This is a genomic window from Bradyrhizobium sp. 613_E4_N2_2 (assembly GCF_052075995.1).
Classification (GTDB): Bacteria; Pseudomonadota; Alphaproteobacteria; order Rhizobiales; family Xanthobacteraceae; genus Bradyrhizobium; species Bradyrhizobium barranii.
This window is the reverse complement of the sequence record NZ_CP197234.1, coordinates 7834816-7859874: the sequence shown is the minus strand read 5'-3', so window position 1 is coordinate 7859874 and position 25059 is coordinate 7834816. Positions and strand designations below refer to the sequence as shown.

Here is a 25059-nt window from a genome sequence, read left to right as displayed (position 1 = left end):
CATGAGTATGAAATTCGACATCCAGCCCGCATCCAATCCGACATCCGAGAAGGACCGCGTCGCCAAGCTGGTGGACCCCGGCTTCGGTCGGGTTTTCACCGATCACATGGCGATCGTCCGCTACAACCAGGCCAAGGGCGGCTGGTACGAAGCACGCATCGAGGCGCGCGCCAACTTCCAGCTCGATCCGGCCGGCGCGGTCCTGCACTACGCGCAGGAAATCTTCGAAGGCCTCAAGGCCTACAAGCGTGACGACGGCGGTGTGAACCTGTTCCGCCCCGACGCCAATGCGCGCCGCTTCAAGGATTCCGCCGACCGCATGGCGATGGCGCAGCTGCCCGAGGACGTCTTCATCGAGGCGGTGGAGCAGGTCGTGCGCATCGACCGCGCCTGGATGCCGGGTGGCGAGGGCAGCCTTTATCTGCGCCCCTTCATGATCGCGAGCGAGACCTTCCTCGGCGTCAAGCCGTCGTCCGAATACATCTTCGCGGTGATCGCTTCGCCGGTTGGCTCCTATTTCAAGGGCGGACCTGCGCCGGTCTCGATCTGGGTCTCGGAGAACTACACCCGCGCCGCGATCGGCGGCACCGGCGCCGTCAAGTGCGGCGGCAATTATGCCGCGAGCCTGCGTGCGCAGGCCGAAGCGATCCAGCACGGTTGCGATCAGGTCGTCTTCCTCGACGCGGTCGAGCGCCGCTACATCGAGGAGCTCGGCGGCATGAACGTCTTCTTCGTGTTCGAGGACGGCTCGCTCTCGACGCCGCCGCTCGGCACGATCCTGCCCGGCATCACCCGCGACTCCATCATCGCGCTCGCGAAGGATGCCGGCAAGACGGTGCGCGAGAAGCCGTACTCGCTCGACCAGTGGCGCAAGGATGCGGCGAGCGGCAAGCTGAAGGAAGCGTTCGCCTGCGGCACCGCTGCCGTGATCTCGCCGATCGGCAAGGTGCGTTCGGTGAGCGGCGATTTCGAGATCAGCGGCGGCGCCGCCGGCCCCGTCGCCACGGGCCTGCGCAAGCAGCTCATCGACATCCAGTACGGCCGCACCAACGATCCGCACAACTGGATCCGCAAGGTGTTTTGATCGACGGCGATTACGTTTCCCCTCTCGCACAAGGGAGAGGGGAAACGCGCAACGTTTGTGGCTTATTGCGCTATGAACATGCTGCTGCCGACACGCGACAAAGCCAGGAGACATCGAAGCATCCTGGACATCGCGAACATGGCAACAAAACTCTCCCAGCCCATGAAATGGGTCGTTCTCGCCGCAATCACCGGCGTCAGCGTTTTCGGCATCCTGACCATCGGGCCCATGCCGGAGGTCGTAGCGCAAGACCGCTCGCCGATCGTCGACGTGCGCACCACCGATCCCGAGATGAACACCGCGATCGCGCGCGCCCGCGGTACGCTTCCCACCTTCTGGGCGTCCTATGACGCGCCAAAGCCGTCGGAGAGCGGGCACGCCTTGAAGGTGCGCTTTTCGACCCGCAGGGGCGGAGAGCATATCTGGATCGGTGACGTGAAGAAGCTGCCGAACGGTACCTATTCGGGCCTCTTCGCCAACGAGCCGCGCGATCTGCCGGGCAAACGGGCCGGCGACGCGGTCAAGTTCAGCGAAGCGGACATTTCAGACTGGATGTTCATGCGCAACGGCAAGATCGTCGGAGGCGAAACCATCAAGCCGACGCTGAAGTCGCTGCCAAAGGCCGACGCGGATGCCCTGAGGGCCCGGATGGAGCAGCCGTAGATTCTCTTCCCCTCTCCCCGCAAGCGGGGCGAAGTAAAGCGAACTTCGGTTGCCGCACCGCGCGTCGGCTGGTAAACGCCGCGCATGGCCGAGAAACCCAAAAAACCCCAGAAACTGAAGGCGCGCCTGCCGCGCGGGCTCGAGGATCGCGACCCCGCCGCGATCCGGGCGACGCGCGAGATGGTCGAGAAGATCCGCACCGTCTACGAGCTCTACGGGTTCGAGCCCGTGGAAACGCCGGCGATGGAATACACCGACGCGCTCGGCAAGTTCCTGCCCGATCAGGACCGTCCGAACGAGGGCGTGTTCTCGTTCCAGGACGACGACGAGCAGTGGATCAGCTTGCGCTACGATTTGACCGCGCCGCTCGCCCGCTATGTCGGCGAGCGATACGGCACCGACGGTCTGGTCCTGCCCTACCGCAGCTACCGCGTCGGCTACGTGTTCCGCAACGAGAAGCCCGGCCCCGGCCGTTTCCGCCAGTTCATGCAGTTCGATGCCGACACGGTCGGCTCGGCGACGCCGGCGGCGGATGCAGAGATGTGCATGATGGCCGCGGACACGATGGAGGCATTGGGAGTTCCTCGCGGCTCCTACGTAGTGAAGATCAATAGTCGCAAGATATTTGATGGGGTATTGGAATCCATTGGACTGGGCGGCGAAGAAAATGCGGTACGTAGGCTCACCGTTCTGAGGACAATCGATAAACTTGATAAGTTTTCAACCGACGACATCAGGAAACTGCTCGGACCTGGTCGTTGGGATGGCGGTGAGGAAGGCAAAGGGGATTTTACTAAGGGCGCGGGCCTTACTCCAGATCAAATGGAGATAGTCTTTCGTGTTGCAGGCGGACACAATGAGTCTTGGGTAAGAGTTGATAGCGACAACCAGCCCTACGAAGACGACTGGTGCTTAAGTCCCGCGCAGTTCAAACAGCATTTGTCCGACAATCAAGCTTGGGCCGCAGATGATGGTGCCCCCGGCTACTTCTTTTCTAACGACACTTTGCTCACAAATTGGCGACCACTTCTGAATTCTCCAACCGGATTACAGGGGCTAGAGGAGCTTGAGCAGATTTGTTCTATCTTGACGTCGGCTGGTTATGGCTCTCAGCGGATACGTATTGCTTCCGAAGTCGTCCGCGGTCTCGAATATTACACGGGTTCCGTACTTGAGGTCGAGCTGCTGCTCGAGACCAAGGATGAAAAGGGCCGGCCCGTGCGGTTCGGCTCCGTCGGTGGTGGCGGCCGCTACGACGGCCTCGTCTCGCGCTTCCGCGGCGAGCCGGTGCCGGCGACCGGTTTCTCGATCGGCGTATCACGGCTTCAGGCCGCGCTGACGCTCCTCGGCAAGCTCGACACGCGGCCCGAATTCGGCCCCGTCGTCGTCACCGTGTTCGATCGCGACCGCGTCGCCGACTATCAGAAAATGGTGGCGTCCTTGCGCGCTGCCGGCATCCGAGCCGAGCTCTATCTCGGCAATCCCAAGAACATGGGCAACCAGCTCAAATATGCCGACCGCCGCAACAGCCCTTGCGTGATCATCCAGGGCTCGGATGAAAAGGCGCGCGGCGAGCTGCAGATCAAGGATCTGATCGAAGGCGCCAAGGCCGCCGCCGCGATCGCCTCCAACCAGGAGTGGCGCGAGAGCCGCCCGGCGCAGTTCTCGTGCAGCGAAGCCGACCTCGTCGCCAAGGTGCGCGAAGTCCTGGGCCGCCATGACGTAAAGTGGGGATAGCCATTCCGGAAGGCCGTCACGCCCGGGCTTGTCCCCGGCATCCACGTCTTGTTTGATGGCGACCGTCAATGGCCGGTGTTCGGCCGCAAGGGAGAGAACGATGCCTGAGATTACCGTCAGCATGGCCGAAGGCCGCACCGACGAGCAGAAGGCCGGCATGATGCGCGACATCACCCAGGCCCTGGTGAAGAATCTCGGCGTCGATGCCGATGCCGTCGTCATCCAGATCAACGAAGCCCCGCTCCGTCACAAGATGAAGGGCGGCAAGACGTTTGTGGAGCGCGCGGCGGCTGCGAAGAAGTAGCCAGCGCTATATCGGCAGTCTCCACTGTCGTCCCCGCCGAGTGCGCAATTGCGCACGGGAGCGGGGACCCATAACCACAGGCAGTGGTTATTTGGCGAGCTGGTAACTCCGAGTCTTCGCCAAACTACTCCCTGTGGTTATGGGTCCCGGATCGGCGCTCCGCTTCGCTGCGCTTGTCCGGGACGACGGCGGAGTTTGAGGCCCCCATGGACGCACGCGACTTCATCAAGGTCGGCATGAGCGCCGAGCGCACGCTGGTGGTGCCGGCCGAGCGGACGGTCGGGCATTTCGTGCCCGGCATGCCCATGGTCTATGCGACGCCGATGATGATCCTGGAGATGGAGATGACGTCGGGCGATGCGATCCGCGCCGCGCTTCAGCCGGGCTGGGTCACCGTCGGCACCGAAGTCGACATCCGCCACCTCGCAGCCGCTCTCGTCGGTGCGACGGTGCGGACCACCGCGAAGGTGGTCGCGGTCGAGCGCCGCGTCATCCGTTTCGAGGTCGAGGCGTTCGAGGGCACGCGCAGGCTCGGCGAGGGCCGCCATGCGCGCGGGCTCGTGAATGTCGAGATGTTCAACAAGCGGCTCGGGGCGTAGCGGCGAGCGCGATGCCGTAGGGTGGGCAAAGGCGCGAAGCGCCGTGCCCACCATCTTTTCGGGATCGCGAACGAAGTTGGTGGGCACGCTTCCGCCTTCGCTCGTCGAGCTTCGGCGGACAAGCCGCTTTGCCCACCCTACGACACCTGCTTACTTCGCCAGCTCCTTCGACCGCTTCGTCGCGGCCGCGATTGCGCGGATCATCAGATCGCGCAGGCCCGGCTCGCCCATCAGCACGCCGAGTGCCGCGGCGGTGGTGCCGCCGGGCGAGGTGACGTTCTGGCGTAGCGTGCTGGAGGGAAGCTCCGACTGGTGCAGAAGTTCACCAGAGCCGGCGACGGTTTCGCGTGCAAGCTTCGTCGCCAGCGCCTCGGGCAGTCCGGCCTCGACGCCGGCGCGCGCGAGCTCTTCGGCGAGCAGGAACACATAGGCCGGGCCTGAGCCGGACACCGCGGTGACCGCATCCATCAGGCCTTCATCCTCGACCCATTCGACCGAGCCGGTGGCACGCAGCAGCGCATCGGCTACCGCGCGCTGCGTGGTGCTGACGTTCTTCGCCGCGACGGCGACCGTGATGCCGCGACCGATCGCGGCCGGCGTGTTCGGCATCGCGCGCACCACGGCGCCACCGCAGACCTCTTCGAGCGATGCGATCGTGGTTCCCGCCATGATCGAGACCACCGAGGTCTTGTCCGAGACGAATTGCTTCAGTTTGGCGCCGGCCTCGCGGAACATCTGCGGCTTCACCGCGACGACCAGAGTCTCGACCGTGCCGACGGCGCTGACATCGGGATTGAGCGCAACGCCGTTGGCGGCAAGCGCGGTGATCTCAGGTGAGATGTGCGGATCGATCACCGCGACGCGGCGCGGATCGAGCCCGCCCGAAAGCCATCCGGTCAGCATCGCGCCGCCCATCTTGCCGGCGCCGGCGAGGAGGATGGTGCCGGTGATGTTCTTGAGAGTGCTGCTGTCTGCCACTGTGGTCACCACAAACAAAGGTGTCGTCCCGGCGAAGGCCGGGACCCATAACCACAGGCGGTTCTAGTGGATGGAGGGCGGAGCAACAAGCATCGCGCGATACGGAGAAATCACGCGGTATGGGTCCGGATCTGCGCTCCGCCTGTCCGGCACGATGCTGAGGAGGGCGCGCGCGCCCCTCACCATCTTGGAGAGAGGCCTTACGCCTCTCCCACCGTGTCGAACATCGCCGCGTCCATCGCCTGCGCGGTGGTCTTGCCGGCCCACACCACGAACTGGAACGCCGGAAAGTAGCGCTCGCAAGCGTGGATGGCGCCGGCGAGCATGGCTTCGCATTGCGCGGTCGAGGCGGTGAGCCCGCCCGGCAGCACCAGGGCCTGGCGGTGCATGATCATGCCGGTGTTGGTCCACAGGTCGAAATGGCCGACCCACAATTGCTCGTTGACCGCAGCGACCAGCCGTTGCACTTCGCTCCGCCGTGCAACCGGAATCTTCATGTCGAAGGCGCAAGCCAGATGCAGCGCCTCGATCTCACCCATCCAGGTGAAGGAGATCTGATAGTCGGTCCATTGTCCCTTGGAGACAATCGTGAGCTCGTCTTCGCCGGAGCGTTCGAACGGCCAGTTGTTGCTGGCAGCGATGTCCTCGACCACCGCGAGCGGGTGATTTCTGGAATCGATAGTGCCTTCGAGCAGGGACATTCCGTCTCGACCTCTTGCCTTTTTGTTGTCTTTGATACGCACTCGGTCGGCCCGGCGCGCTCCCTCAACGTCGCTGTCGCGATCCCCTCGGATCAGCGCGAGCCTATCGCGGATCAAGTGATGTGATTTGCGGAATCTGCGCAACTGGCTGCCGAGTCCGTCCACAAGCCAGGACTCGTTCGTCCACAGCTCATCTCCGCCACAATTCTTAACGAATGAGAACAAATCGGAATCGGATTCGCCGATGGCGCGCCAATCGTTAATTCCGCCGGGCGAGGCCACACCCGTCATGGCGGCATGGGACCATGCGGTTTTTCATGCGGAACGCGCTTGCTGCGGCCGCCGGGTGGCGTCATATTTCCGGTCAGGCCGTTCATCCCGGGCGGCCGATGTTCTCAGGGCGGGGTGAAAGTCCCCACCGGCGGTAAGGGTCGCAAGGCCCAAGCCCGCGAGCGCCTTCCCCCAAGGATCTTCCTGAAAAGGAATTTTGCCGAAGGGAAGGGTCAGCAGATTCGGTGCAACTCCGAAGCCGACGGTTAAAGTCCGGATGAAAGAGAACGGTCGGTGGCAGACGCATCGCAAGGTGCGGCTGCTTGTCGTTCCGTGTGCCCTGATTCTGGTCCTTTGAAGGAAAGCCATGAATCAGATGTTGCAAGACCCCCAAACCGAAACTTCCGAAGTCACCCAACCGCCGGTTCCGCAGGATCCGGCACCCGAGCATCCGCGCTTCGCGAAACCGCAGCGGGTGGCCTTCGTGCAGGCCTGCTGGCACCGCGACGTGGTCGAGGAGGCCCGCATCGCCTTCGTGAAGGAGGCGGCCGCACGTCACCTCAATCATGTCGACGTGTTCGAGGTGCCGGGCTCGTTCGAGATCCCGCTGCATGCGCAGATCCTCGCCAAGACGCGGCGCTACACCGCGATCGTCGCGGCGGGCCTCGTCGTCGACGGCGGCATCTACCGACACGAGTTCGTCGCCGACACCGTGATCAAGGCGCTGATGGACGTGCAGCTGCGCACCGAGGTGCCGGTGTTCTCGGCGGTGCTGACGCCGCAGCAATTCCACGAGACCGAGGTGCACTACGATTTCTTCCGCAGGCATTTTGCGATCAAGGGCGTCGAGGTCGCCGCAGCCTGTGCCGAGACATTGCTCGGCCTGGAGCGCCTGCGCGGTCAGGTCGCGGCGGGCATTGTGTAGCCGTCCGCTCACACGCCGCTGATTGTCAATCCCGTCGCCGTCCCTATAAAGTCGGCGGCGGGAGGAGGCCGTGCCGTGGAGACGGGCGGCCGACAAGATCATGTTCGAAGGACACGATCCCTATCTCGTCGCGCTCTCTGTGGCGATCGCGAGTCTGGGTGGCTATACCGGCTTTGCGCTTGCTGCTCGCATCCGCAACACGCCCGGCGTCAGCAACCGCGTTCTGCTCGCGGGTGCGGCGGCATTTCTGGCCGTCGGCATCTGGACCATGCATTTCGTCGGCATGCTGGCCGCGCCGCTGCCGCCGGACACGGTCTATCTCGTTCTTCCCACCATCATCTCGTTCCTGATCTGCGCGCTGGTGGTCGGCATTTCTCTTTTCTTTGTCTCGATCGGCGAGCCATCCCTGAAGCGAGTGGCCTCGTCGGCGGTCCTGCTCGGCGTCGGCATCGCCAGCATGCATTATGTCGGCATTCATGGTCTCGCCGGTCACTTCGGCATCGTCCACGACCGGACCATGGTGCTGCTCTCGGTCGTGGTCGCGATCGTCACCGCCTATGGTGGTTTGCGCGCCTTCCTGGCGCAGCAGGAGGGCGTCCGGCTGATCGTCAGTTCGGTTGCGTTCGGCATCGCCGTCTCCGGCATGCATTACACGGCGATGCTCGGCATGCATTTCGAGCCGCTGACCGGCGCGGCGCATCACCATGCCGGCGGCGGTCTTGCCGCGTCGCAGCAAATCCTGTCGATCATCGTTGCGGTGCTGTGCTTCGTCATCGCAGCCGGCTTCCTGCTGTCGCTGGTTCCCGACCAGCGGCGTCAGACGTCGACCTCTGTTGCTGCCGAACCGGCTGCTTCGCCGGTCGCGGCGGCCGCCATCGAACTGATCGCTGCGCCGGCTGCAGCTCCGCGCCCGGTGGCCCCGCTCGGCGGTCTCGGCCAGCCGCCCCGCACGCCGGTTCCCCGGTTGCCGGTCGAGAGCGCCGACGGCACGCACTTCATCGAGACAGCCAATGTCCGCAGCGTCCGGGCCGATGCGCATTACACCCGTGTTCACGACGGCACCCGCGAGCGAATGTGCCCCTGGTCGATCTCGGAGGCCGAGGCCCAGCTCGATCCCTCGTTGTTCCTCCGGGTGCACCGCAGCCATATCGTTGCCATCCCCCATGTCGCATTGGTCCGCAAAGAGGGGGATGGCGCCGTGCTCGAGCTCGACGGTCCGTCGCCGCATCGGGTCCCGGTCAGCCGTGCCAAGATAGCTGAGGTGAAGGCAAGGTTGGGCCTAGCGAACCGGCGGCACGCGTAGAGTCGGGCCGCACGGGAGGCGCGTTCTTTCTTACCCTCCCCTGGAGGGGGAGGGTCGCTTCGCATGGAGCGGAGCGTAGTGCGGAGCGGGGTGGGGTGACGGTCCCTCCGCGATGAATACCCCCCGAGTGGAGAGATCACCCCACCCCGCCCGCGCTTCGCGCGGTCGACCCTCCCCCTCCAGGGGAGGGTAGGTGGCCGCCGCGCCATACGTCGCCTCACCTGACGCAATTCGTGCGTTCCCCGCCGCAACTCGTGCGAAATCCGCTGTTCCGTGCCCGAATGATTGCGGGTTGCCCCTCTCGGAGTGACCGTCCCCTCCAACGTCCGCGCCGTCACGCGCAAGAGGACGACGAGGAGGAGATGATGATCCCAGGCTCATTCAGCTATCACCGGCCGGCGAGTGTCGCCGATGCCGTCAAGCTCTTGGCAGACCTCGGCGAGGATGCCCGGCCGCTGGCCGGCGGGCACAGTCTGGTGCCGATGATGAAGCTTCGGCTCGCCACCCCCGCCCATCTGATCGACCTGCACGGCATCGCCGCCCTCAAGGGCATCAGCCGCGACGGCAACAATCTTGTCATCGGCGCGATGACCACCCAGCACGAGCTGCTGGCCTCCGACGAAATCGCCCAGTCGATGCCGATCCTGCATGAAGCGGCACTGCTGATCGCCGACCCGCAGGTGCGCTACCGCGGCACGATCGGCGGCAATGTCGCCAATGGGGATCCCGGCAATGACATGCCGGCGCTGATGATGACCTTGGGGGCAACCTATCGCCTCGAAGGCCCGGGTGGCTCCCGCGACGTCGCGGCGGCCGACTTCTATCAGGGCGCCTATTTCACCGCGCTCGAGCCCGGCGAGATCCTGACCTCCGTCTCGGTTCCCGTGCCCGCGGCCGGCCACGGCTACGCCTACGAAAAACTCAAGCGCAAGGTCGGTGACTACGCCACCGCCGCCGCCGCCGTGGTTCTCACCATGTCCGGCGGCAAGGTCGCGACCTGCGCGATCGGGCTCACCAACGTCCACGAGACGCCGCTGCTGGCTGCCGATGCCGCCAAGGCCGTGATTGGCACCAGCCTCGATGCGGCGACGTTGAAGAAGGCCGCCGCTGCGGCCGCAGCGATCATGGCACCAGCTGCGGATGCCCGCGGCCCGGTCGAATACCGAAAACATGTCGGCGGCATCATGGTGACGCGCGCGCTTCAGCGCGCCGCCGCTGTCGCGAAGTAAGGGAGGGGGATCGATGGCTAAAACACACGTCACCATGAAGGTGAACGGCGCCGAGGTCGAAGGCCTCGTCGAGCCGCGCACGCTGCTGGTGCATTTCATCCGCGAGAATCTGCAGATGACCGGCACCCATATCGGCTGCGAGACCACGCATTGCGGCGCCTGCACCGTCGACATCGACGGCATGTCGGTGAAGTCCTGCACCATGTTCGCGGTGCAGGCCGATGGCTCCGACATCACCACGATCGAAGGCATGGCCAACGCCGACGGCACGCTGTCGGCCTTGCAGGAAGGTTTCCGCATGATGCACGGCCTGCAATGCGGCTTCTGCACGCCCGGCATGATCGTCCGCGCGCATCGGCTGCTGAAGGAAAATCCCTCGCCGAGCGAGCCGGAAATCCGGATGGGCATCTCCGGCAACATCTGCCGCTGCACCGGCTACCAGAACATCGTCAAAGCCATTCAATACGCCGCCGCAAAGATCAACGGCGTGGAATTCCAGGAGGCCGCAGAATGAACGACCTCACTCCCACGCGGGAACAACGCACCGCCGCACTCGAAGGCATGGGCTGCAAGCGCAAGCGCGTCGAGGACATCCGCTTCACCCAAGGCAAGGGCAATTACGTCGACGACGTCAAGCTGCCCGGCATGCTGCACGGCGACTTCGTCCGCTCGCCGCACCCGCATGCGCGCGTCAAGAAGATCGACGACAGCGCGGCGCTGAAGGTGCCCGGCGTGCTCGCGGTGATCACCGCCGAGACGCTGAAGACCGTGAACCTCGCCTGGATGCCGACCTTGGCCGGCGACGTGCAGATGGTTCTGGCCGACGGCAAGGTGCTGTTTCAGAATCAGGAGGTCGCCTTCGTCGTCGCCACCGACCGCTATGCGGCCGATGACGGCATCAACGCGGTCATCGTCGAATACGAGCCGCTGCCGCCGCTGGTCGATCCCTTCAAGGCGATGGACGCGAACGCGCCGGTGCTGCGCGAGGATCTCGTCGGCAAGATGTCCGGCGCGCATGGTCCGCGCAAGCACGACAACCACATCTTCGAGTGGACCGTCGGCGACAAGGACCTCACAGACGCCGCCTTTAGGAAGGCGGAGGTCACGATCAAGGAGATGATCTCTTATCACCGCACCCATCCGTCGCCGCTCGAAACCTGCCAGTGCGTCTGCTCTTTTGACAAGATCAAGGGCGAGCTGACGATCTACGGCACCTTCCAGGCCCCGCACGTGATCCGCACCGTGGTGGCGCTGATCGCAAAAATTCCGGAGCATAAGATCCACGTGATCGCGCCCGACATCGGCGGTGGCTTCGGCAACAAGGTCGGCGCCTATCCCGGTTATATCTGTGCGGCGGTGGCCTCCATCGTCACCGGCAAGCCGGTGAAATGGGTCGAGGACCGCATCGAGAACCTCACCGCGACCTCGTTCGCGCGCGACTATCACATGACCACCGAGATCGCCGCGACCAAGGACGGCAAGGTCACCGGCCTTCGCGTCCACGTGCTCGCCGATCACGGTGCGTTCGACGCCTGCGCCGACCCGTCGAAATGGCCGGCCGGCTTCTTCAACATCGTCACTGGCTCCTATGACTTCCCGACCGCACATCTGGCTGTCGATGGCGTCTACACCAACAAGGCGCCGGGCGGCGTCGCCTACCGTTGCTCGTTCCGCGTCACGGAGGCGGCCTACTGCATCGAGCGCGCCATGGATATTCTGGCGCAGAAGCTCAACATGGACCCCGCTGAACTCCGGCTGAAGAACTTCATCAAGCCGGAGCAGTTCCCCTATCACTCGGCGCTCGGCTGGGAATACGATTCCGGCGACTACCACACCGCCATGCGCAAGATGATGGAGACGACCGGCTACGCCGCGCTCCGGAAGGAGCAGGCGGAGAAGCGTGCCGCGTTCGCGCGGGGGGAGACCCGCGAGATCATGGGGCTCGGCATCTCCTTCTTCACCGAGATCGTCGGTGCTGGCCCGTCGAAGAACTGCGACATCCTCGGCATTGCGATGTTCGACTCCTGCGAGATCCGGATGCATCCGACCGGGGCCGGCATCGCGCGGGTCGGTTCAAAAAGCCAGGGCCAGGGCCACGAGACCACCTGGGCCCAGATCATCGCCACCGAGATCGGCATTCCCGCCGATAACATCATGGTGGAGGAGGGCAACACCGACACCGCGCCCTATGGGCTCGGCACTTACGGCTCACGCTCGACGCCGGTCGCGGGTGCCGCAATCGCCATGGCCGCGCGAAAGATCAAGGCCAAGGCGCAGATGATCGCGGCCTACAAGCTCGAGGTCCACGAGGACGATCTCGAATTCGACATCGACGGCTTCCGGGTGAAGGGCCTGCCGGAGAAGTTCATGTCGATGAAGGACATCTGCTGGGCGGCGTACAACTCGGTGCCGCCGGGCATGGAGCCGGGACTGGAAGCGGTGAGCTATTACGATCCGCCCAACATGACCTATCCGTTCGGCGCTTATCTCTGCGTGATGGACATCGACGTCGATACCGGCGTGTACAAGGTCCGGCGCTTCTATGCGCTCGACGATTGCGGCACCCGGATCAACCCGATGATCATCGAGGGGCAGGTGCATGGCGGCCTGACCGAAGCCTTCGCCATCGCGATGGGCCAGGAGATCCGCTACGACGAGGTAGGTAACGTCGTCACCGGCTCGTTTATGGATTTCTTCATGCCGACTGCGGTGGAGACGCCGCATTGGGAAACCGACTTCACCGTCACCCCGTCGCCGCATCACCCGATCGGCGCCAAGGGCGTCGGCGAAAGCCCGAATGTCGGCGGTGTGCCGGCCTTCTCCAATGCCGTCAACGACGCGTTCTCGTTCCTGGGCAGCACGCACATCCAGATGCCGCATGATTTCTGGCGCAACTGGAAGGCGGCGAAGGATCTGGGCGCGGTGGCGTAGCGATGAAGGGCCGTGATGAGATCGCGCAAGCGCTGGCCGCATCGGGCTATATCGCCGATGCGGACCTCGCGACTGCGATCTCGCTGATGCAATTGTTGCGGCGTCCGCTGCTGCTCGAGGGCGAGGCGGGCGTCGGCAAGACGGAAGTGGCGAAAGCACTTGCAAAAGTGCATGCGACCGAGCTGATCCGGCTGCAATGCTACGAGGGCCTAGATCAGTCCTCCGCGCTCTACGAGTGGAATTACCAGCGGCAATTGCTGGCGATCCAGGCCCATCGCGGCAGCGATAGCATCGAGGACCAGGTGTTCTCGGAAAAATACCTGCTCGAGCGCCCCTTGCTCGCCGCGATCCGTCGGCCGAAGGCGCCGGTGCTGCTGATCGACGAGATCGACCGCGCCGACGACGAGTTCGAGGCGTTCCTGCTGGAGCTGCTTTCGGACTTCCAGGTCTCGATCCCCGAGCTCGGCACCATTCCCGCAATCACCATCCCGCATGTCGTGCTGACCTCGAACGGCACGCGCGAGCTCTCCGACGCGTTGCGCCGGCGCTGCCTCTATCACTATGTCGACTATCCCGACGTCGACCGCGAGACCCGCATCATCCTGGCGCGCGTCATGGGCGCGAGCCCGTCGCTGTCGCTCCAGATCGCGCGCATGGTCGAGGGTGTGCGCAAGGAGGAGCTGCGAAAAGTCCCGGGCGTGGCGGAGACGCTGGATTGGGCGGCAGCTCTCGTCGGCCTCGACGTAACCAATCTTCACGACGCACCCGAGATTGTGCATGAGACGCTCGTCTGCCTGTTGAAGACTCACGAAGACCGCGCCCGTGTCACGCCAGAGGTGACACAGCGCCTGCTGGGAAAGGTCGCATGAGCTGCTGTGGCTCCAGCCCCGGATATGATGACCTCAACGAGGTCTCGCGCCTCGTCTCCGCGAAGCTTGCGGCGTTCCTGCGCACGCTACGCGAGGCCGGCTTTCGCGTCGGGCTCGCCGAAGGGCAGGATGCGGCGACGCTGATATCATCGGGCTATGCGGCGCGGCCGGGTCTGCTGCGCACGGCGTTCAAGCACCTGTTCTCGGCACGCAAATCCGACTGGGACAAGTTCGACGGTCTGTTCGACGCGTTCTGGTTGGGCAAGCGCGTGCGCTCGCGCTCCCGCACGATTGGATCAACACCGGGCGCCAGCAATCCCTCGCTGAAGAGCTTGCAGGATGCCGCGGCGGAGCAGGGCAGTAACCAGTCCGCCGTAGACCAGCTTCCGTCCTCCGACGACGCGCCGGAAGGCCGTTCCGGCGAGGGCCGCATGGAAGGTGCTTCACGCGCCGACAATTTTGCCGAGGTCGATTTCCGAAAGCTGAGCGATCCAGACCAGGTCGCGCAGGCCCATGAGGCCGCAGCAGCGCTCGCCAAGGCAATGCGGACGCGGCTGACCCGGCGCGATCTGGCGCGCCGGCGTGGCTACCGGCTTGATCTCCGCCGCACGATTCACCGCAACATCAGCCATGGCGGCGTTCCCATCAGCCTGGTGAAACGCCAGCGCAAGGACAAGCCGTTGCGGCTGGTCGTGCTGCTCGATGCCTCGGGCTCGATGAGCATGTACACGGCAGTCTTCTTGCGCTTCATCCACGGTGTGCTCGACCAGTTCCGTGAGGCCGAGGCGTTCCTGTTCCACACGCGCCTCGCCTACGTCTCCGACGCGATGAAGGAGAAGGACGCCGGCCGCGCGCTCGACCGGCTCTCGATCATGGCGCAAGGCGCGGGCGGCGGCACCAGGATCGGCGAGTGCTTGCAAACCTTCAATCGCTGGCACGCCGCGCGCGTGATCCATTCCCGCAGCTGCGTGATGATCGTGTCCGACGGCTACGAGACCGGCGATGCCGCATTGCTTGGCCGCGAGATGGCGGCGCTGCACCGGCGCTGTCGCCGCATTGTCTGGCTCAACCCGATGATGGCGTGGGAGGGCTACACGCCCGAAGCGCGGGGCATAAGAGCTGCGTTGCCGCATGTCGATCTCTATGCGCCCGCGAATTCGCTGAGCAGCCTGCGAGCGCTCGAACCCTATTTAGCGAAGCTTTGAGGAGGCTTCCGATGACCGCTCATGTCGAAGTGCTTGATGTAGTCGCTCAGATGAAGGCCGCCGAGCGTGCCTTCGTGCTCGCGACGGTGGTGCGCACGGTGTCGGTGACCGCGGCGAAGGCTGGCGCCAAGGCGATCATCGCCGCCGACGGCACCATCGTCGCGGGTTGGATCGGCGGGGGCTGCGCCAAGGGCGCGGTGCTGAAGGCGGCGCGCGAGGCGCTCGCCGATGGCGAGCCGCGCATGGTCTCGGTGCAGCCGGAGAACCTGCTGGCCGAGCTCGGCGTCAGCGCGGGGGAGAGCCGCGACGGCATCCGCTTTGCCAGCAACATGTGCCCGAGCAAGGGCACGATGGACATCTTCGTCGAGCCGGTGCTGCCGCATCCCTCGCTCGTCATTCTCGGTGCGAGCCCGGTGGCGCTGTCGCTTGCGGCGCAGGCGCGCGTGCTCGGCTATCACGTCACGTTTGCTGCGCCGTCCGCCGATCTCACGGCGCAGCCGGACGCCGACGCGGTCATCGATGGTTATCAGCTCGGCGAGCTCAACGACTCCAAGCGCTTCGTCGTCGTCTCGACGCAGGGCAAGGGCGACGAGGCCGCCTTGCGCGCGGCGGTCGCGACCAAAGCCTGTTATCACGCCTTCGTCGGCAGCCGCCGCAAGATGGCTTCGCTGCGCGCAAAACTCCTTGCAGAGAGCGCCAGCGCGGCTGCGATCGACGATTTCAAGGCGCCGGCCGGCCTCGATCTCGGCGCGATCACGCCGGAGGAGATCGCAATGTCGATCCTCGCCGAGATCACCAGAGAACGCCGGCGTGGCCAGCGCGCGGCCAATCAAACAGCAAGCAGAGAGTGAGACACCGATCATGCAGATGAACGACAGCCAGCGAATTCCCGCCTCACGCGAGCAGGTGTGGGCGGCGCTGAACGATCCCGCTGTGCTGAAGCAGTGCATCCCGGGCTGCCAGTCGCTCGAGGTGACCGCGCCGAACGAGATGACCGCGACGGTGGTCTTCAAGGTCGGCCCGGTGAAGGCGACGTTCAGCGGTAAGGTGACGCTGTCCGATTTCGATCCGCCCAACAGTTACCGTATCTCAGGAGAGGGCTCCGGCGGCGTCGCCGGCTTCGCCAAGGGTGGCGCGGTGGTGCGGTTGGAATCCGAGAGCGCCGACGTGACGGTGTTGCATTACGAAGTCGATGCGCAGATCGGTGGCAAGCTCGCGCAGTTGGGAGCACGGCTGATCAATTCGACCGCGACGAAGCTGGCGGGGGAGTTCTTCAAGTCATTTGCCGACGTGGTGAGCGCGAAGGCCGAGGCAGGCTAGCTGCCGTAGGGTGGGCAAATCGACTTGTCCGCCGTAGCTCGAAGAGCGAAGGCGGAAGCGAGCCTACCGTCTTCATCGCTACAAAAGAAGGTGGGCACGGCGCTTTGCGCCTTTGCCCACCCTACGATGGTCGCGCAAGCCGCCATCACCCCAACGACACCCCCGCCTTGGCCCGGCTGATCCCCAGCGTCAGGATGCGCTGCAGGAGATCCGGATATTTGAGCCCGGCATGTTGAGCCGCCGTGGCGAACTCCTGGCTCTTGGCGATCTCGGGGTTGGGATTGGCTTCGATGAAATACGGCGTGCCGTCGGCGGCGAGACGAAAATCGATGCGTGCGTAGCCGTCGAGGCCAAGCGCCCGGTAGATGCGCTTCGCGGCGCGCTGGATGCGCGCGGTGACTTCGGGCGCGAGGTCCTTGGCCGGCCCGTCGACGATGCCGAGCTTCTCCTGATAGTCGGTGTCGTGCTTGGCTTTCTCCGTGGCGATGTGCCGTGATCTGCGCCCGCCCATGCTGCCGAATTTCAGTTCCCAAACCGGCAGGACGCGCAGCCGGTTGTTGCCGAGCACGCCGACATAAAGCTCGCGCCCCTCGATGAACTGCTCGGCGATGGCGGCGGATTCGACCCGCTCGTGGATGAAGGCGACGCGCTCCACGAGCTTCTCGTCGGTATCGACGATCGAGGCCTGCGAGATGCCGAAGGACCCGTCCATGTTCAGGCTCTTGACGATCAGCGGCAGCGCAAGGCGCGTCGGGCGCTTCACCTTGCGGCGCATCGGGAAGACGGCGAAGGCCGGCGCTGCGATCCGGCGGTGATGCACCAGCGTCTTGGACAAATCCTTGCCGCGCGCCAGGATCAGGCCGCGCGGATTGCACCCGGTATAAGGGACCTTCATCAGCTCGAGATAGCTGGCGATGTGCTGGTCGTAGGCGACGTTGTTGTGGAATTCCTCGAGCAGCGTGAAGACCACGTGGGGCTTGAATTCTTCGATCGCCTCGCGGATCGGCTTGATCTCGTCCTGCGCACCGAGGGCGCGAACCTCGTGGCCGGCCGCACGCAAGGTGCTCACCACGTCGTATTCCGTCTTCCAGTTGTTGATTTCCTGCGGCGTGTATCCGTCGGAGGAGTCCGGAGGCATGAAGTCCGGATGCATCAGCACCAGAATGCGTGAGCGTCTCATAGCGCGATCCATTTGCGCCGAGACGGGCCAAACAGCGCGTGCATCGTCTTGGCGGTCACGAGGACGGTGAAATCGAGAACGAGCTTCTGTTCGGGGCCGACGGCGCGCAGATCGAGCTCACGGCAGCGGGAGATCATATCATCGAGCACGGCATCGAGCGTGAGCTGGTTCTCGCCCGTCCACCGCGCGACCAGCTGCCTGATCTGCGCGCGGTGCCGTCTGATCAGGGCCGAAGCCGGCTTTGAGCGGTGATGCCGTGGATCGGCTGAAAACAGCCGGGAGAGGTCGCGGTCGTAGGTCTTCGGCGCTGTGAAGGCGTAGAACGCCTGCTTCTTCTTGTAGTGGTCTTCGAGCGTCTGGCTGAGCCGGCCCAGCGTATCGACACGCTCCCGCGTCGTGATCAGCGGCCGCTTTCCCGCAATCTCGTGCATCAGCTCGTCGACATATTCGAGCTTCTTCAGCGCCGGCCATCCGGCATATCGCGTCCGCCAGTTCGAGCGTGGGCGCAGCCACACCGCGAAGGTCTCGGCGAAGTCTTCATCCGGATGGCTTTGCGCGTACCACAGCCGGAGGTGCTGGACGTAGCGCCTGCTGGCAGGATTGGGCCGGTAGTAGCGCGGGTAGTGTTTCGACGACGGGCCGAACAGCTGCTGCCAGCGCCGGCGGCGCTGCAGCTGATAGCCGTGCTGCACGGCATGGCCGGCCTCGTGACGGAGGATACCCATGCACTCGCGCCAGGTTCCGCCCTCGACGTCGAACATCATCTTCTTCTCGAGCTTCATCAGACGGGGATGGGCGAGATAGAAGGGGATGGCGATGCCCGGCACATCGCCCGGACTGAACCATTCGCTCGAGATCCATGTGTGCGGTCGCAGCCGGATGCCCCGCTCTTCGAGCTCCTCATGGAGCGTGCTGACGCAGTCCTCGAGCCAGGTGCCTTTGACCGTAACCCTCAGGCTGGAGAGGCGCTGCTTGAGCAACTCGTCATCCGACAGCTTCTCCCAGGCAAATTTCCGGCGCGGCATCAGGAATCCAGGGGGCAGGGATGACTCGGTATCCGGATGATGTCATGGGCGGCGGCGGGCAACAACCCGTGGGGCTGCGAAGCGGGCTGCGGCGCGTCAGCGCTCAACGCCGTAGGGTGGGCAAAGCGACTTGTCCGACGTAGCTCGGAGAGTGAAGGCGGAAGCGTGCCCACCACCTTCAATATAAAAAGAAAAGGTGGGCACGGCGCTTTGCGCCTTTGCCCACCCTACGAGACCTTCCGGGATCGGAAAAACTAGTCGAACAGGCTCGACACCGACTCTTCCGCCGCGGTGCGCGCGATGGCGTCCGAGATCAGGCTGGCGATCGGAAGCGTGCGGATGTTCGGAGCCTTGGTCACCGCCTCCGTCGGCAGGATCGAGTCGGTGATCACGAGCTCCTTCAGCTTCGAGCCCGCGATGCGGGCGGCCGCGCCGCCGGAGAGCACGCCGTGGGTGATATAGGCGTAGACGTCCTTGGCGCCCTTGGCGATCAGCGCGTCGGCCGCGTTCACCAGCGTGCCGCCGGAGTCCACGATGTCGTCGATCAGGATGCAGGTGTAGCCGGCGACGTCGCCGATCACGTTCATGACCTCGGATTCGCCCGCCCTCTCGCGGCGCTTGTCGACGATCGCGAGCGGGGTGTTGATGCGCTTGGCAAGGCCACGTGCGCGCGCCACGCCGCCGACGTCAGGCGAGATCACCATCGTCTTGGAGAGATCGAACTTGTCCTTGATGTCGCGCACCATCAGCGGTGCCGCGTAGAGATTGTCGGTCGGGATGTCGAAGAAGCCCTGGATCTGGCCGGCATGCAGGTCGAGCGTCATGACGCGGTCGACGCCGGCCTGCGTGATCAGGTTGGCGACGAGCTTGGCCGAGATCGGCGTGCGCGAACCCGATTTGCGGTCCTGCCGGGCGTAGCCGAAATAGGGCAGCACCGCGGTGATGCGGCGTGCCGAGGAGCGGCGCAGCGCATCGGTGATGATCAGCAGTTCCATCAGATGGTCGTTGGCGGGGAACGAGGTCGACTGGATGACGAAAGCATCCGAGCCACGGACGTTCTCCTGGATCTCGACGAAGATCTCCATGTCGGCGAAGCGCCGTACCACGGCCTTGGTTAGCGGCAGGTCGAGGCCTTGCGCGATCGCCTGCGCGAGAGCCGGGTTTGAGTTGCCGGCGACAAGCTTGATGGAGCCGTTCTTGGCCGACATGGACGCTTCCTCCCGCGCTTTGCTGGATACGACGTTCAACATCAGAGAATACCCACTGGAAGCACGGTTACGACGGGCGAGGAAATATCAGGCCGGGGCCTGCAATGGCAACCCGGCATGCTACGTTTTCCCTCCGAAATCCTGAGTCGGGCCAACGGTTTGGCCGCAACTTGGGGCCGTGGTTTCGCGGGGGTTATCGCTCGGCATAGCCCAGCGCCGAGGCCGGCATCTCGGCCGCCGGAGCCTCCGGGATCACGCTGGCCACCGCCGGTCCCCGCAAGCCGGGAACAGTGCTCGGCGCGTCCGGCGTTCCGTTGATCATGTTGGAAAGTCCGCTGAATCCGGCCTGGGCGATCTTCCGCAGCACGAGGTCGTCGGCGGCGCCCCAGGGATCGCGGCCGCCCTTGGCGGCGGTCAATTCCTCGCCGGAGAGGCGCAATGCCCGCTGCTGGTTGGCGTCGTAGACGTCCCAGACCCAGGCGATCACGGTCTTGCCGCGCACGATTTGGGCGGAGAGGTAACTGCGCACGCGATAGGCAGCCGTCCCCTCGCGGGAGACGACGGACAGGCTGCGCAGCTTGGATTCGCTGTCGAGCACGCCGACCATGCGGTCGAACACCTGCGGGGGCGGCCCGTCGATCGATTCGAAGGCCACGGTCGCCCCTGAGCCGGTACTCGGCGCCATCGCATAGGAGTTGGCGGCACCGCCGCCGCCGGCGCAGCCGCCAAGCGCGACCGCCGCTGCCAGCAGCATGACCGCCAGCACACGCGAACCCGCGCGGCCCAGGATGAATGACGCGTCCCTCATTATGGGGGGCAGCGATATCGTTAAAATCGATTAAGGTCTAGGGCAGGAAGGACACATCATTGGGCCGATCCGGCCGAGGAATTGTCGATGAGGGGAGCGACTTTGGGGGTAATCGTTGCCTGCCTCATCGTGGGGCGGGCCGCGGCGGCAGAAAGTGCGGCCGAGGCAATCCGGGCTTTCGGACTGACCGGTACCTGGTCGGTTGATTGCAAACGGGATCCGTATCAGGCCTGTGAGAACAACCGCTGTGGCGCGCGATTGACGTACATCGCGTCGTCCTCCGGAGCGCCGACGACAAGGAATGTGATCGGGACGTTCACACCTGGGCAAGTAAGGACATTCATCAGCGCGATCTATTCGGCGACGCGTATTGCCGACGACAAGATCAAGATCGTGTCGGTTCAGGACCCTCCACCCAGCACGACACTGATCTGGTGGCGTCAGCCGGGCGAGGTTTGGGAGATCGTTCTGCTCAAGGTCGGCGACAAATATCGGACTTTCTCCGCGCATCGCGACGATTGGAAGAAGATCGAAGTCGATGAAGGTTTCGAGGTCCGACCGCCGCCGCCGCCTCCACCAGCTCAAATGTACGTTGATTTGCCGACTAAATGGCTTCGCGGAAAGAATGAAACGCCATTGTTCGAAAGATGCAGCGACTAACCTAATGGGTTGCGGCAAGAACTAGGCCGAATTCGTTCTTAATTCTCCAGCGCGATCGCGTGGATGTGGCGGCCGTAATCCGGCTCCTTGCGATGTACCGAGCGGCGATAGCTGAAGAAGCGCTCGTCGGCATAGGTGTCCAGGCCAAGATCGTCGATCATCAGGATGCCGGCGGCTTCGAGCCGCTTCCGGATGAAGCCGGCGAGGTCGAACATCGCGTGTCCGGCGCGCACCGACGGGATGAAGAACATGGCGTTGTCCGCGTCCGCCTCGATGAAGCGGGCCACGAACTCGTTGCCGACCTCGTAGCTGTCCTGTCGGATCAAGGGGCCGATCGCGGCGATGATGCCGCTGCGCGTGGCGCCGAGCTTCTCCATCGCCGAGATCGTCTGTTCCAGCACGCCGGTCAGCGCGCCTTTCCAGCCGGCATGGGCGCCGCCGATCACGCGCGCGTTGGGATCGACGAACAGCACCGGCCCGCAATCGGCGGTGGAGACGCCGAGCGCGATGCCGGGTGTTTTCGTGACCAGCGCATCGCCCTTCGGCCGCGGTCCGCTCGGCCACGGCGCTTCGGCAATGAGGACATCGGGCGAATGGATCTGGTGCAGGCTGATGAAGCGCTCCGGGGCGACGCCGACATGCTCGGCCATGCGGCGGCGGTTCTCCGCGACATGCGCCGGATCGTCGTTGGAGCCGAGCCCGCCATTGAGCGCCGAATAAATCCCGCCTGAGACACCGCCCTCGCGGGTGAAGAAGGCATGGCGCAGGCCGGGCACGGCCGACAGCAGCGACGAAGCAAGCGTCATGAAGCGCCTCCGGCCCGTTCGAGATCGCTGAGGCCGGCGATGCCGGTCAGCCGCGGCTCGGAGATGCCGAGCACCTTGAACATCGAGCCCATGCCGCTGCGCCCGGTATCGGTCAGGCGCTTGAGCGCCACCGAAATGTCGGTGGCGACTTCAGGCGTCGCCTTCTGCATCAGGGCAGCTGCGCGGGTATCGATGCCGACGCGCTTGAGGAAATCGCCCTGCGTCACCGGGCCGTGCACACGGGCGCCGACATCCTCGGCCGCGCGCGCCAGGGCCTGGAAGTCGACATGGGCTGTGACGTCGGCCTGGCCCGGCGCCTTCAGGGGATCGGTGAAGGTGTGGCGCGCGATCGCCTGGAACGTGTCGCCGGCATCGCTGCGCAGATGGCCGTAATCGATGATCAGCGCCGCGCCGTCCTGGTCGCGCACGCGCGTGGCGAGCTTCATGATCTCGCCGTCGGGGCGCCATTCGAACACGGCGCCAACGGGAGCGGCGCGCACCAGAGGCGGCAGCAGCACGTCGAAGCGCGGCGTCGGGTCGGCGGCCGCGCCGAATTGAAGCTTGCCGTTGGGATCGATCTCGATCACGCGCTCGTGCCAGCCGTTCTCGCGCTTCACCATCTGGCGGATCGGCAGCACGTCGAAATATTCGTTGGCGAGGATGATGCTCGGCCCTTCGGGCACGTCGTCGATGCTGTCGTGCCAGGCGATGTTGCGCACGCCCGCCAGCGTCGCACTCTGCCGCTCGCGCAGCACCGGATTGACCTCGACCATGTGGACGTGAAGCGCCTGGTAGAGCGGCGGCAGCACGCGCAGTGCGCGCAGCGCATCCGCCATCATGGTGCCGCGGCCGGGGCCGAGCTCGATCAGCCGCAGGAATTGCGGCGAGCCCATCTGCTTCCACACCGAGGCGGTCCACAGCCCCAGGAGCTCGCCGAACATCTGGCTGACCTCGGGCGCGGTGGTGAAGTCGCCTTCGCGCCCGAGCGGATCGCGCGAGACGTAATAGCCATAGCGCGGATGCATCAGGCACAGTTCCATGTACCGCCAGACCGGCATGGGCCCTGAGGATTTGATCAGCGCCCTGATCTCGTTGAGTAGCGGCTGTTCGGTCACGGTCTGTCTTCTCGAAAGGAATTAACTGATAGCCCCGGCGGGCTTCGGCGCGCCGCGCCTGATAGCCAATACAATAAGTATGAGGCCTACAATAAGCATCGGGATCGACAACAGCATGCCCATGGTTAATCCGCCCCAGAGGAAGCCGAGCTGGACGTCCGGCTCGCGGAAATGCTCGCCGGCGATGCGGGTCAGGCCATAGATCAGGATGAAGGCGCCGAGGATCATGCCGGGCCGCTTCAGGGCGCCGAAACGGATCATGATCGCGAGCACGGTGAACAGCAGGATGCCCTCCATGCCGGCCTCATAGAGCTGGCTCGGATGGCGCGGCAGCTGCGTCGGATCGTTGGGGAAGATCATCGCCCAGGGCAGGCTGGGGTCGGCGGCGCGGCCCCACAATTCGCCATTGATGAAATTGGCGATGCGCCCGAGCAGCAGCCCGACCGGGGCGACTGCCGTGGTGATGTCGCCCAGCGACAGGATCGAGATGCGGTTGCGATAGGCAAACCACATCACCGCGACGACGCAGCCGAGGAAGCCGCCATGGAAGGACATGCCGCCCTCCCACAATTTGAAGATCGCGGCGGGGTGATCGATGAAGAAGGGCAGATTGTAGAACAGCACGTAGCCGGTGCGGCCGCCGAGGATGATGCCGAGCGTGACCCACAGGATGAAGTCGTCGATCTGCACCAGCGACATCGGCGCGGGGCCGCTCCACAGGCGCTCTTTCTTCAGCAGCGAGCGCGCATAGAGCCAGCCGAACACGATGCCGCTGATATAGGCCAGCGCATACCAGCGGATCGCGAACGGACCGATCTCGATGGCGATCGGCTTGAAGGCGGGAAAGTCGATGAGCAGAAAGGGCATCAGGCCTTCTAGACTTAAACGAGATTGCGGCGATAGAGCGCCAGCAGACGCTCCCAATGCCGCTCGGCAGCGTCGCGGTCGTAGACCGGACGCTTGGGGAAGGCGAAGCCGTGATGCGTGCCGGGATAGATCTCGACCTCGGCCTTGGCACCGCTCATGCCCTGCTTGACCTTCTCGATGACCTCGGCGGGCGCGTAGATGTCGGTCTCGGCGCAGGCGAAATAGAGCTCGGCCTTGGTCTTGCCTGAGGCGAGATGCGGGCTGTTGTCTTCGTCGGTCGCCAGATGCGTTCCGTAGATCGAGGCGGCGGCCTTGACGCGGTCGGCAAAGTGCGTGGCCGCGTTGACGGCGTAACGGCCGCTCATGCAATAGCCGACGGTGCCGACGATTTTCGTATTGGCAGCCGCCTGGCCCTCGGCATAGGTGAGCAGGGCCCTGGTGTCCTCCATGATCATGGGAATGTTGAGCGAGGCCATGAGCTGGAACATGCGCTTGCGCTCGGGTGCATTCGGATCGGCCGGCAGCGCGCCGAGCTCCATCACGCCGGAGCGGTAGTAGAGGTTCGGCAGCATCACGTAATAGCCCGAGGTGGCGAGCCGGCGCGCCATGTCGCGCAGCTCCTCGCGGATCGCCGGCGCATCCATGTAGAACAGGATGATCGGAAACGGCCCGCCGCGTTCGGGATGGGTGATGAAGGTTGCGGTGTGGCCGTCCTTGGTGGGAATCGCGATCTGCTGATCGATCATCTCGTGCGCCTTCTGATTCTTGTTATGCAGGGACGTTGAATACGATTGCAAGGAAACCGGGGCATGACAAGGATACCGCCGATCGGCCCTTGAACCGTTTCGCCCGGATTGCCATTGTCTTTTCGCGCGTTCGCGCAAAGTTTATCTGAGGCCGCCAGGAGACCGACATGACCCAGACCAACAACCGGTTTTTCGACGAGATCGGCCGCCTGATGAACGACGCCGCCGGTGCCGCCCAGGGCGTCAAGCGCGAGTTCGACACCGTGATGCGCACCCAGGCCGAGAAATTCCTGCGCGACATGGACCTCGTCAAGCGCGAGGAGTTCGAGGCGGTCAAGGACATGGCCCGCCTCGCCCGCGAGGAGAACGAGGCCCTGAAGGCGCGCATCGTGGCGCTGGAGGCCAAGTTCGGCGGAACGCCGACATAAGGCCGCCGTTCTCGCTTACCCTCCCCTCCAGGGGAGGGTGGGGACCCCGCCGGGCGGGCCATTCTCCTTGTCATTTCCGCATCTTCCGGGTAAAAGCC

The 25059-nt window shown here is 64.6% G+C and carries 26 protein-coding genes and 1 riboswitch; of the genes, 16 read left to right on the top strand and 10 right to left on the bottom strand.

Translation table 11 applies throughout. From position 1 onward, the window contains the following. Position 1: 1 nt before the first annotated feature. From AB7290_RS37225 to AB7290_RS37205, 5 genes are all read left to right on the top strand, one after another. Positions 2-1084, top strand: coding sequence for a branched-chain amino acid aminotransferase (locus tag AB7290_RS37225; protein WP_085403340.1), 1083 nt, complete (start codon positions 2-4; stop codon positions 1082-1084). Between the two features lie 138 nt (positions 1085-1222). After that, complete coding sequence (locus AB7290_RS37220; protein ID WP_085403432.1) at positions 1223-1747, top strand: YegJ family protein; 525 nt, start codon at positions 1223-1225, stop codon at positions 1745-1747. A gap of 84 nt (positions 1748-1831) precedes the next feature. Further along, positions 1832-3484 carry a histidine--tRNA ligase gene (gene hisS / locus AB7290_RS37215; RefSeq protein ID WP_085403339.1) on the top strand — a complete coding sequence of 551 codons (1653 nt, stop codon included), beginning with the start codon at positions 1832-1834 and terminating at the stop codon, positions 3482-3484. A gap of 55 nt (positions 3485-3539) precedes the next feature. After that, positions 3540-3788 (top strand): tautomerase family protein, encoded by a 249-nt coding sequence (locus AB7290_RS37210; RefSeq protein WP_071909549.1) that lies wholly within the window; start codon positions 3540-3542, stop codon positions 3786-3788. Between the two features lie 206 nt (positions 3789-3994). Beyond that, the gene (locus tag AB7290_RS37205) at positions 3995-4387 is read left to right on the top strand and encodes a thioesterase family protein (RefSeq protein WP_063985570.1); all 393 of its coding nucleotides are present in this window, start codon (positions 3995-3997) and stop codon (positions 4385-4387) included. A 150-nt stretch (positions 4388-4537) separates the two neighbouring features. Here AB7290_RS37205 and proC read toward each other — a convergent pair whose 3' ends face one another. Together proC and AB7290_RS37195 are read right to left on the bottom strand one after the other, a co-directional pair. Then, positions 4538-5374 (bottom strand): pyrroline-5-carboxylate reductase, encoded by an 837-nt coding sequence (gene proC / locus AB7290_RS37200; protein WP_244623315.1) that lies wholly within the window; start codon positions 5372-5374, stop codon positions 4538-4540. A gap of 191 nt (positions 5375-5565) precedes the next feature. After that, complete coding sequence (locus AB7290_RS37195) at positions 5566-6066, bottom strand: YbjN domain-containing protein (protein WP_028169834.1); 501 nt, start codon at positions 6064-6066, stop codon at positions 5566-5568. Between the two features lie 387 nt (positions 6067-6453). Beyond that, positions 6454-6629, top strand: a riboswitch (FMN riboswitch). Positions 6630-6703: 74 nt separating this feature from the next. On the opposite strand from AB7290_RS37195, the gene AB7290_RS37190 reads away from it, so the two are divergent. The 9 genes from AB7290_RS37190 to AB7290_RS37150 all read left to right on the top strand — a co-directional run bounded on the left by AB7290_RS37190 (position 6704) and on the right by AB7290_RS37150 (position 16118). Next, the gene (locus AB7290_RS37190; protein ID WP_071909551.1) at positions 6704-7261 is read left to right on the top strand and encodes a 6,7-dimethyl-8-ribityllumazine synthase; all 558 of its coding nucleotides are present in this window, start codon (positions 6704-6706) and stop codon (positions 7259-7261) included. Positions 7262-7361: 100 nt separating this feature from the next. Continuing rightward, positions 7362-8564, top strand: a complete 1203-nt coding sequence (locus AB7290_RS37185; protein WP_085403431.1) for an MHYT domain-containing protein — start codon at positions 7362-7364, stop codon at positions 8562-8564. A 365-nt stretch (positions 8565-8929) separates the two neighbouring features. Beyond that, positions 8930-9793 carry an FAD binding domain-containing protein gene (locus AB7290_RS37180; RefSeq protein WP_085398496.1) on the top strand — a complete coding sequence of 288 codons (864 nt, stop codon included), beginning with the start codon at positions 8930-8932 and terminating at the stop codon, positions 9791-9793. Positions 9794-9806: 13 nt separating this feature from the next. After that, positions 9807-10307, top strand: a complete 501-nt coding sequence (locus AB7290_RS37175) for a (2Fe-2S)-binding protein (protein WP_063985567.1) — start codon at positions 9807-9809, stop codon at positions 10305-10307. After that, positions 10304-12724, top strand: coding sequence for an aerobic carbon-monoxide dehydrogenase large subunit (locus AB7290_RS37170; protein ID WP_085398486.1), 2421 nt, complete (start codon positions 10304-10306; stop codon positions 12722-12724). Before AB7290_RS37175 ends, AB7290_RS37170 begins: the two co-directional genes overlap by 4 nt. 2 nt (positions 12725-12726) lie before the next feature. Then, the gene (locus AB7290_RS37165) at positions 12727-13593 is read left to right on the top strand and encodes an AAA family ATPase (protein ID WP_085398487.1); all 867 of its coding nucleotides are present in this window, start codon (positions 12727-12729) and stop codon (positions 13591-13593) included. After that, entirely contained in the window at positions 13590-14798 is a 1209-nt protein-coding gene (locus AB7290_RS37160; protein ID WP_085398488.1) for a vWA domain-containing protein, read from the top strand. Before AB7290_RS37165 ends, AB7290_RS37160 begins: the two co-directional genes overlap by 4 nt. Before the next feature lie 11 nt (positions 14799-14809). Then, positions 14810-15649, top strand: coding sequence for an XdhC family protein (locus tag AB7290_RS37155; RefSeq protein WP_085398489.1), 840 nt, complete (start codon positions 14810-14812; stop codon positions 15647-15649). A gap of 10 nt (positions 15650-15659) precedes the next feature. Further along, positions 15660-16118: an SRPBCC family protein gene (locus AB7290_RS37150; RefSeq protein WP_085398490.1), complete on the top strand. Its 459-nt coding sequence runs from the start codon at positions 15660-15662 to the stop codon at positions 16116-16118. 145 nt (positions 16119-16263) lie between these two features. Here AB7290_RS37150 and AB7290_RS37145 read toward each other — a convergent pair whose 3' ends face one another. From AB7290_RS37145 to AB7290_RS37130, 4 genes are all read right to left on the bottom strand, one after another. Continuing rightward, entirely contained in the window at positions 16264-17298 is a 1035-nt protein-coding gene (locus AB7290_RS37145) for a D-alanine--D-alanine ligase family protein (protein WP_063985561.1), read from the bottom strand. Continuing rightward, the gene (locus AB7290_RS37140) at positions 17295-18323 is read right to left on the bottom strand and encodes a putative zinc-binding metallopeptidase (protein ID WP_063985560.1); all 1029 of its coding nucleotides are present in this window, start codon (positions 18321-18323) and stop codon (positions 17295-17297) included. Before AB7290_RS37140 ends, AB7290_RS37145 begins: the two co-directional genes overlap by 4 nt. Before the next feature lie 254 nt (positions 18324-18577). Further along, complete coding sequence (locus AB7290_RS37135; RefSeq protein ID WP_028151562.1) at positions 18578-19531, bottom strand: ribose-phosphate pyrophosphokinase; 954 nt, start codon at positions 19529-19531, stop codon at positions 18578-18580. Between the two features lie 193 nt (positions 19532-19724). After that, the gene (locus AB7290_RS37130) at positions 19725-20339 is read right to left on the bottom strand and encodes a hypothetical protein (protein ID WP_085398491.1); all 615 of its coding nucleotides are present in this window, start codon (positions 20337-20339) and stop codon (positions 19725-19727) included. A gap of 87 nt (positions 20340-20426) precedes the next feature. On the opposite strand from AB7290_RS37130, the gene AB7290_RS37125 reads away from it, so the two are divergent. Then, complete coding sequence (locus tag AB7290_RS37125) at positions 20427-20999, top strand: hypothetical protein (protein WP_135216021.1); 573 nt, start codon at positions 20427-20429, stop codon at positions 20997-20999. A gap of 38 nt (positions 21000-21037) precedes the next feature. Here AB7290_RS37125 and pgeF read toward each other — a convergent pair whose 3' ends face one another. From pgeF to AB7290_RS37105, 4 genes are read right to left on the bottom strand one after another with little or no spacing between them, the layout of a single operon-like run. Next, the gene (gene pgeF / locus AB7290_RS37120) at positions 21038-21805 is read right to left on the bottom strand and encodes a peptidoglycan editing factor PgeF (protein ID WP_085398493.1); all 768 of its coding nucleotides are present in this window, start codon (positions 21803-21805) and stop codon (positions 21038-21040) included. Continuing rightward, positions 21802-22920, bottom strand: a complete 1119-nt coding sequence (locus AB7290_RS37115; protein WP_085398494.1) for a class I SAM-dependent methyltransferase — start codon at positions 22918-22920, stop codon at positions 21802-21804. Before AB7290_RS37115 ends, pgeF begins: the two co-directional genes overlap by 4 nt. 21 nt (positions 22921-22941) lie before the next feature. Beyond that, on the bottom strand, positions 22942-23787 hold the full coding sequence (gene lgt / locus AB7290_RS37110; RefSeq protein WP_085398495.1) for a prolipoprotein diacylglyceryl transferase: 846 nt from the start codon (positions 23785-23787) through the stop codon (positions 22942-22944). Between the two features lie 14 nt (positions 23788-23801). Next, on the bottom strand, positions 23802-24533 hold the full coding sequence (locus tag AB7290_RS37105; protein ID WP_085398497.1) for a dienelactone hydrolase family protein: 732 nt from the start codon (positions 24531-24533) through the stop codon (positions 23802-23804). Between the two features lie 167 nt (positions 24534-24700). Between AB7290_RS37105 and AB7290_RS37100 the strand changes: the two genes are divergently transcribed. Beyond that, entirely contained in the window at positions 24701-24961 is a 261-nt protein-coding gene (locus AB7290_RS37100; RefSeq protein WP_071909564.1) for an accessory factor UbiK family protein, read from the top strand. Positions 24962-25059: the final 98 nt, after the last annotated feature.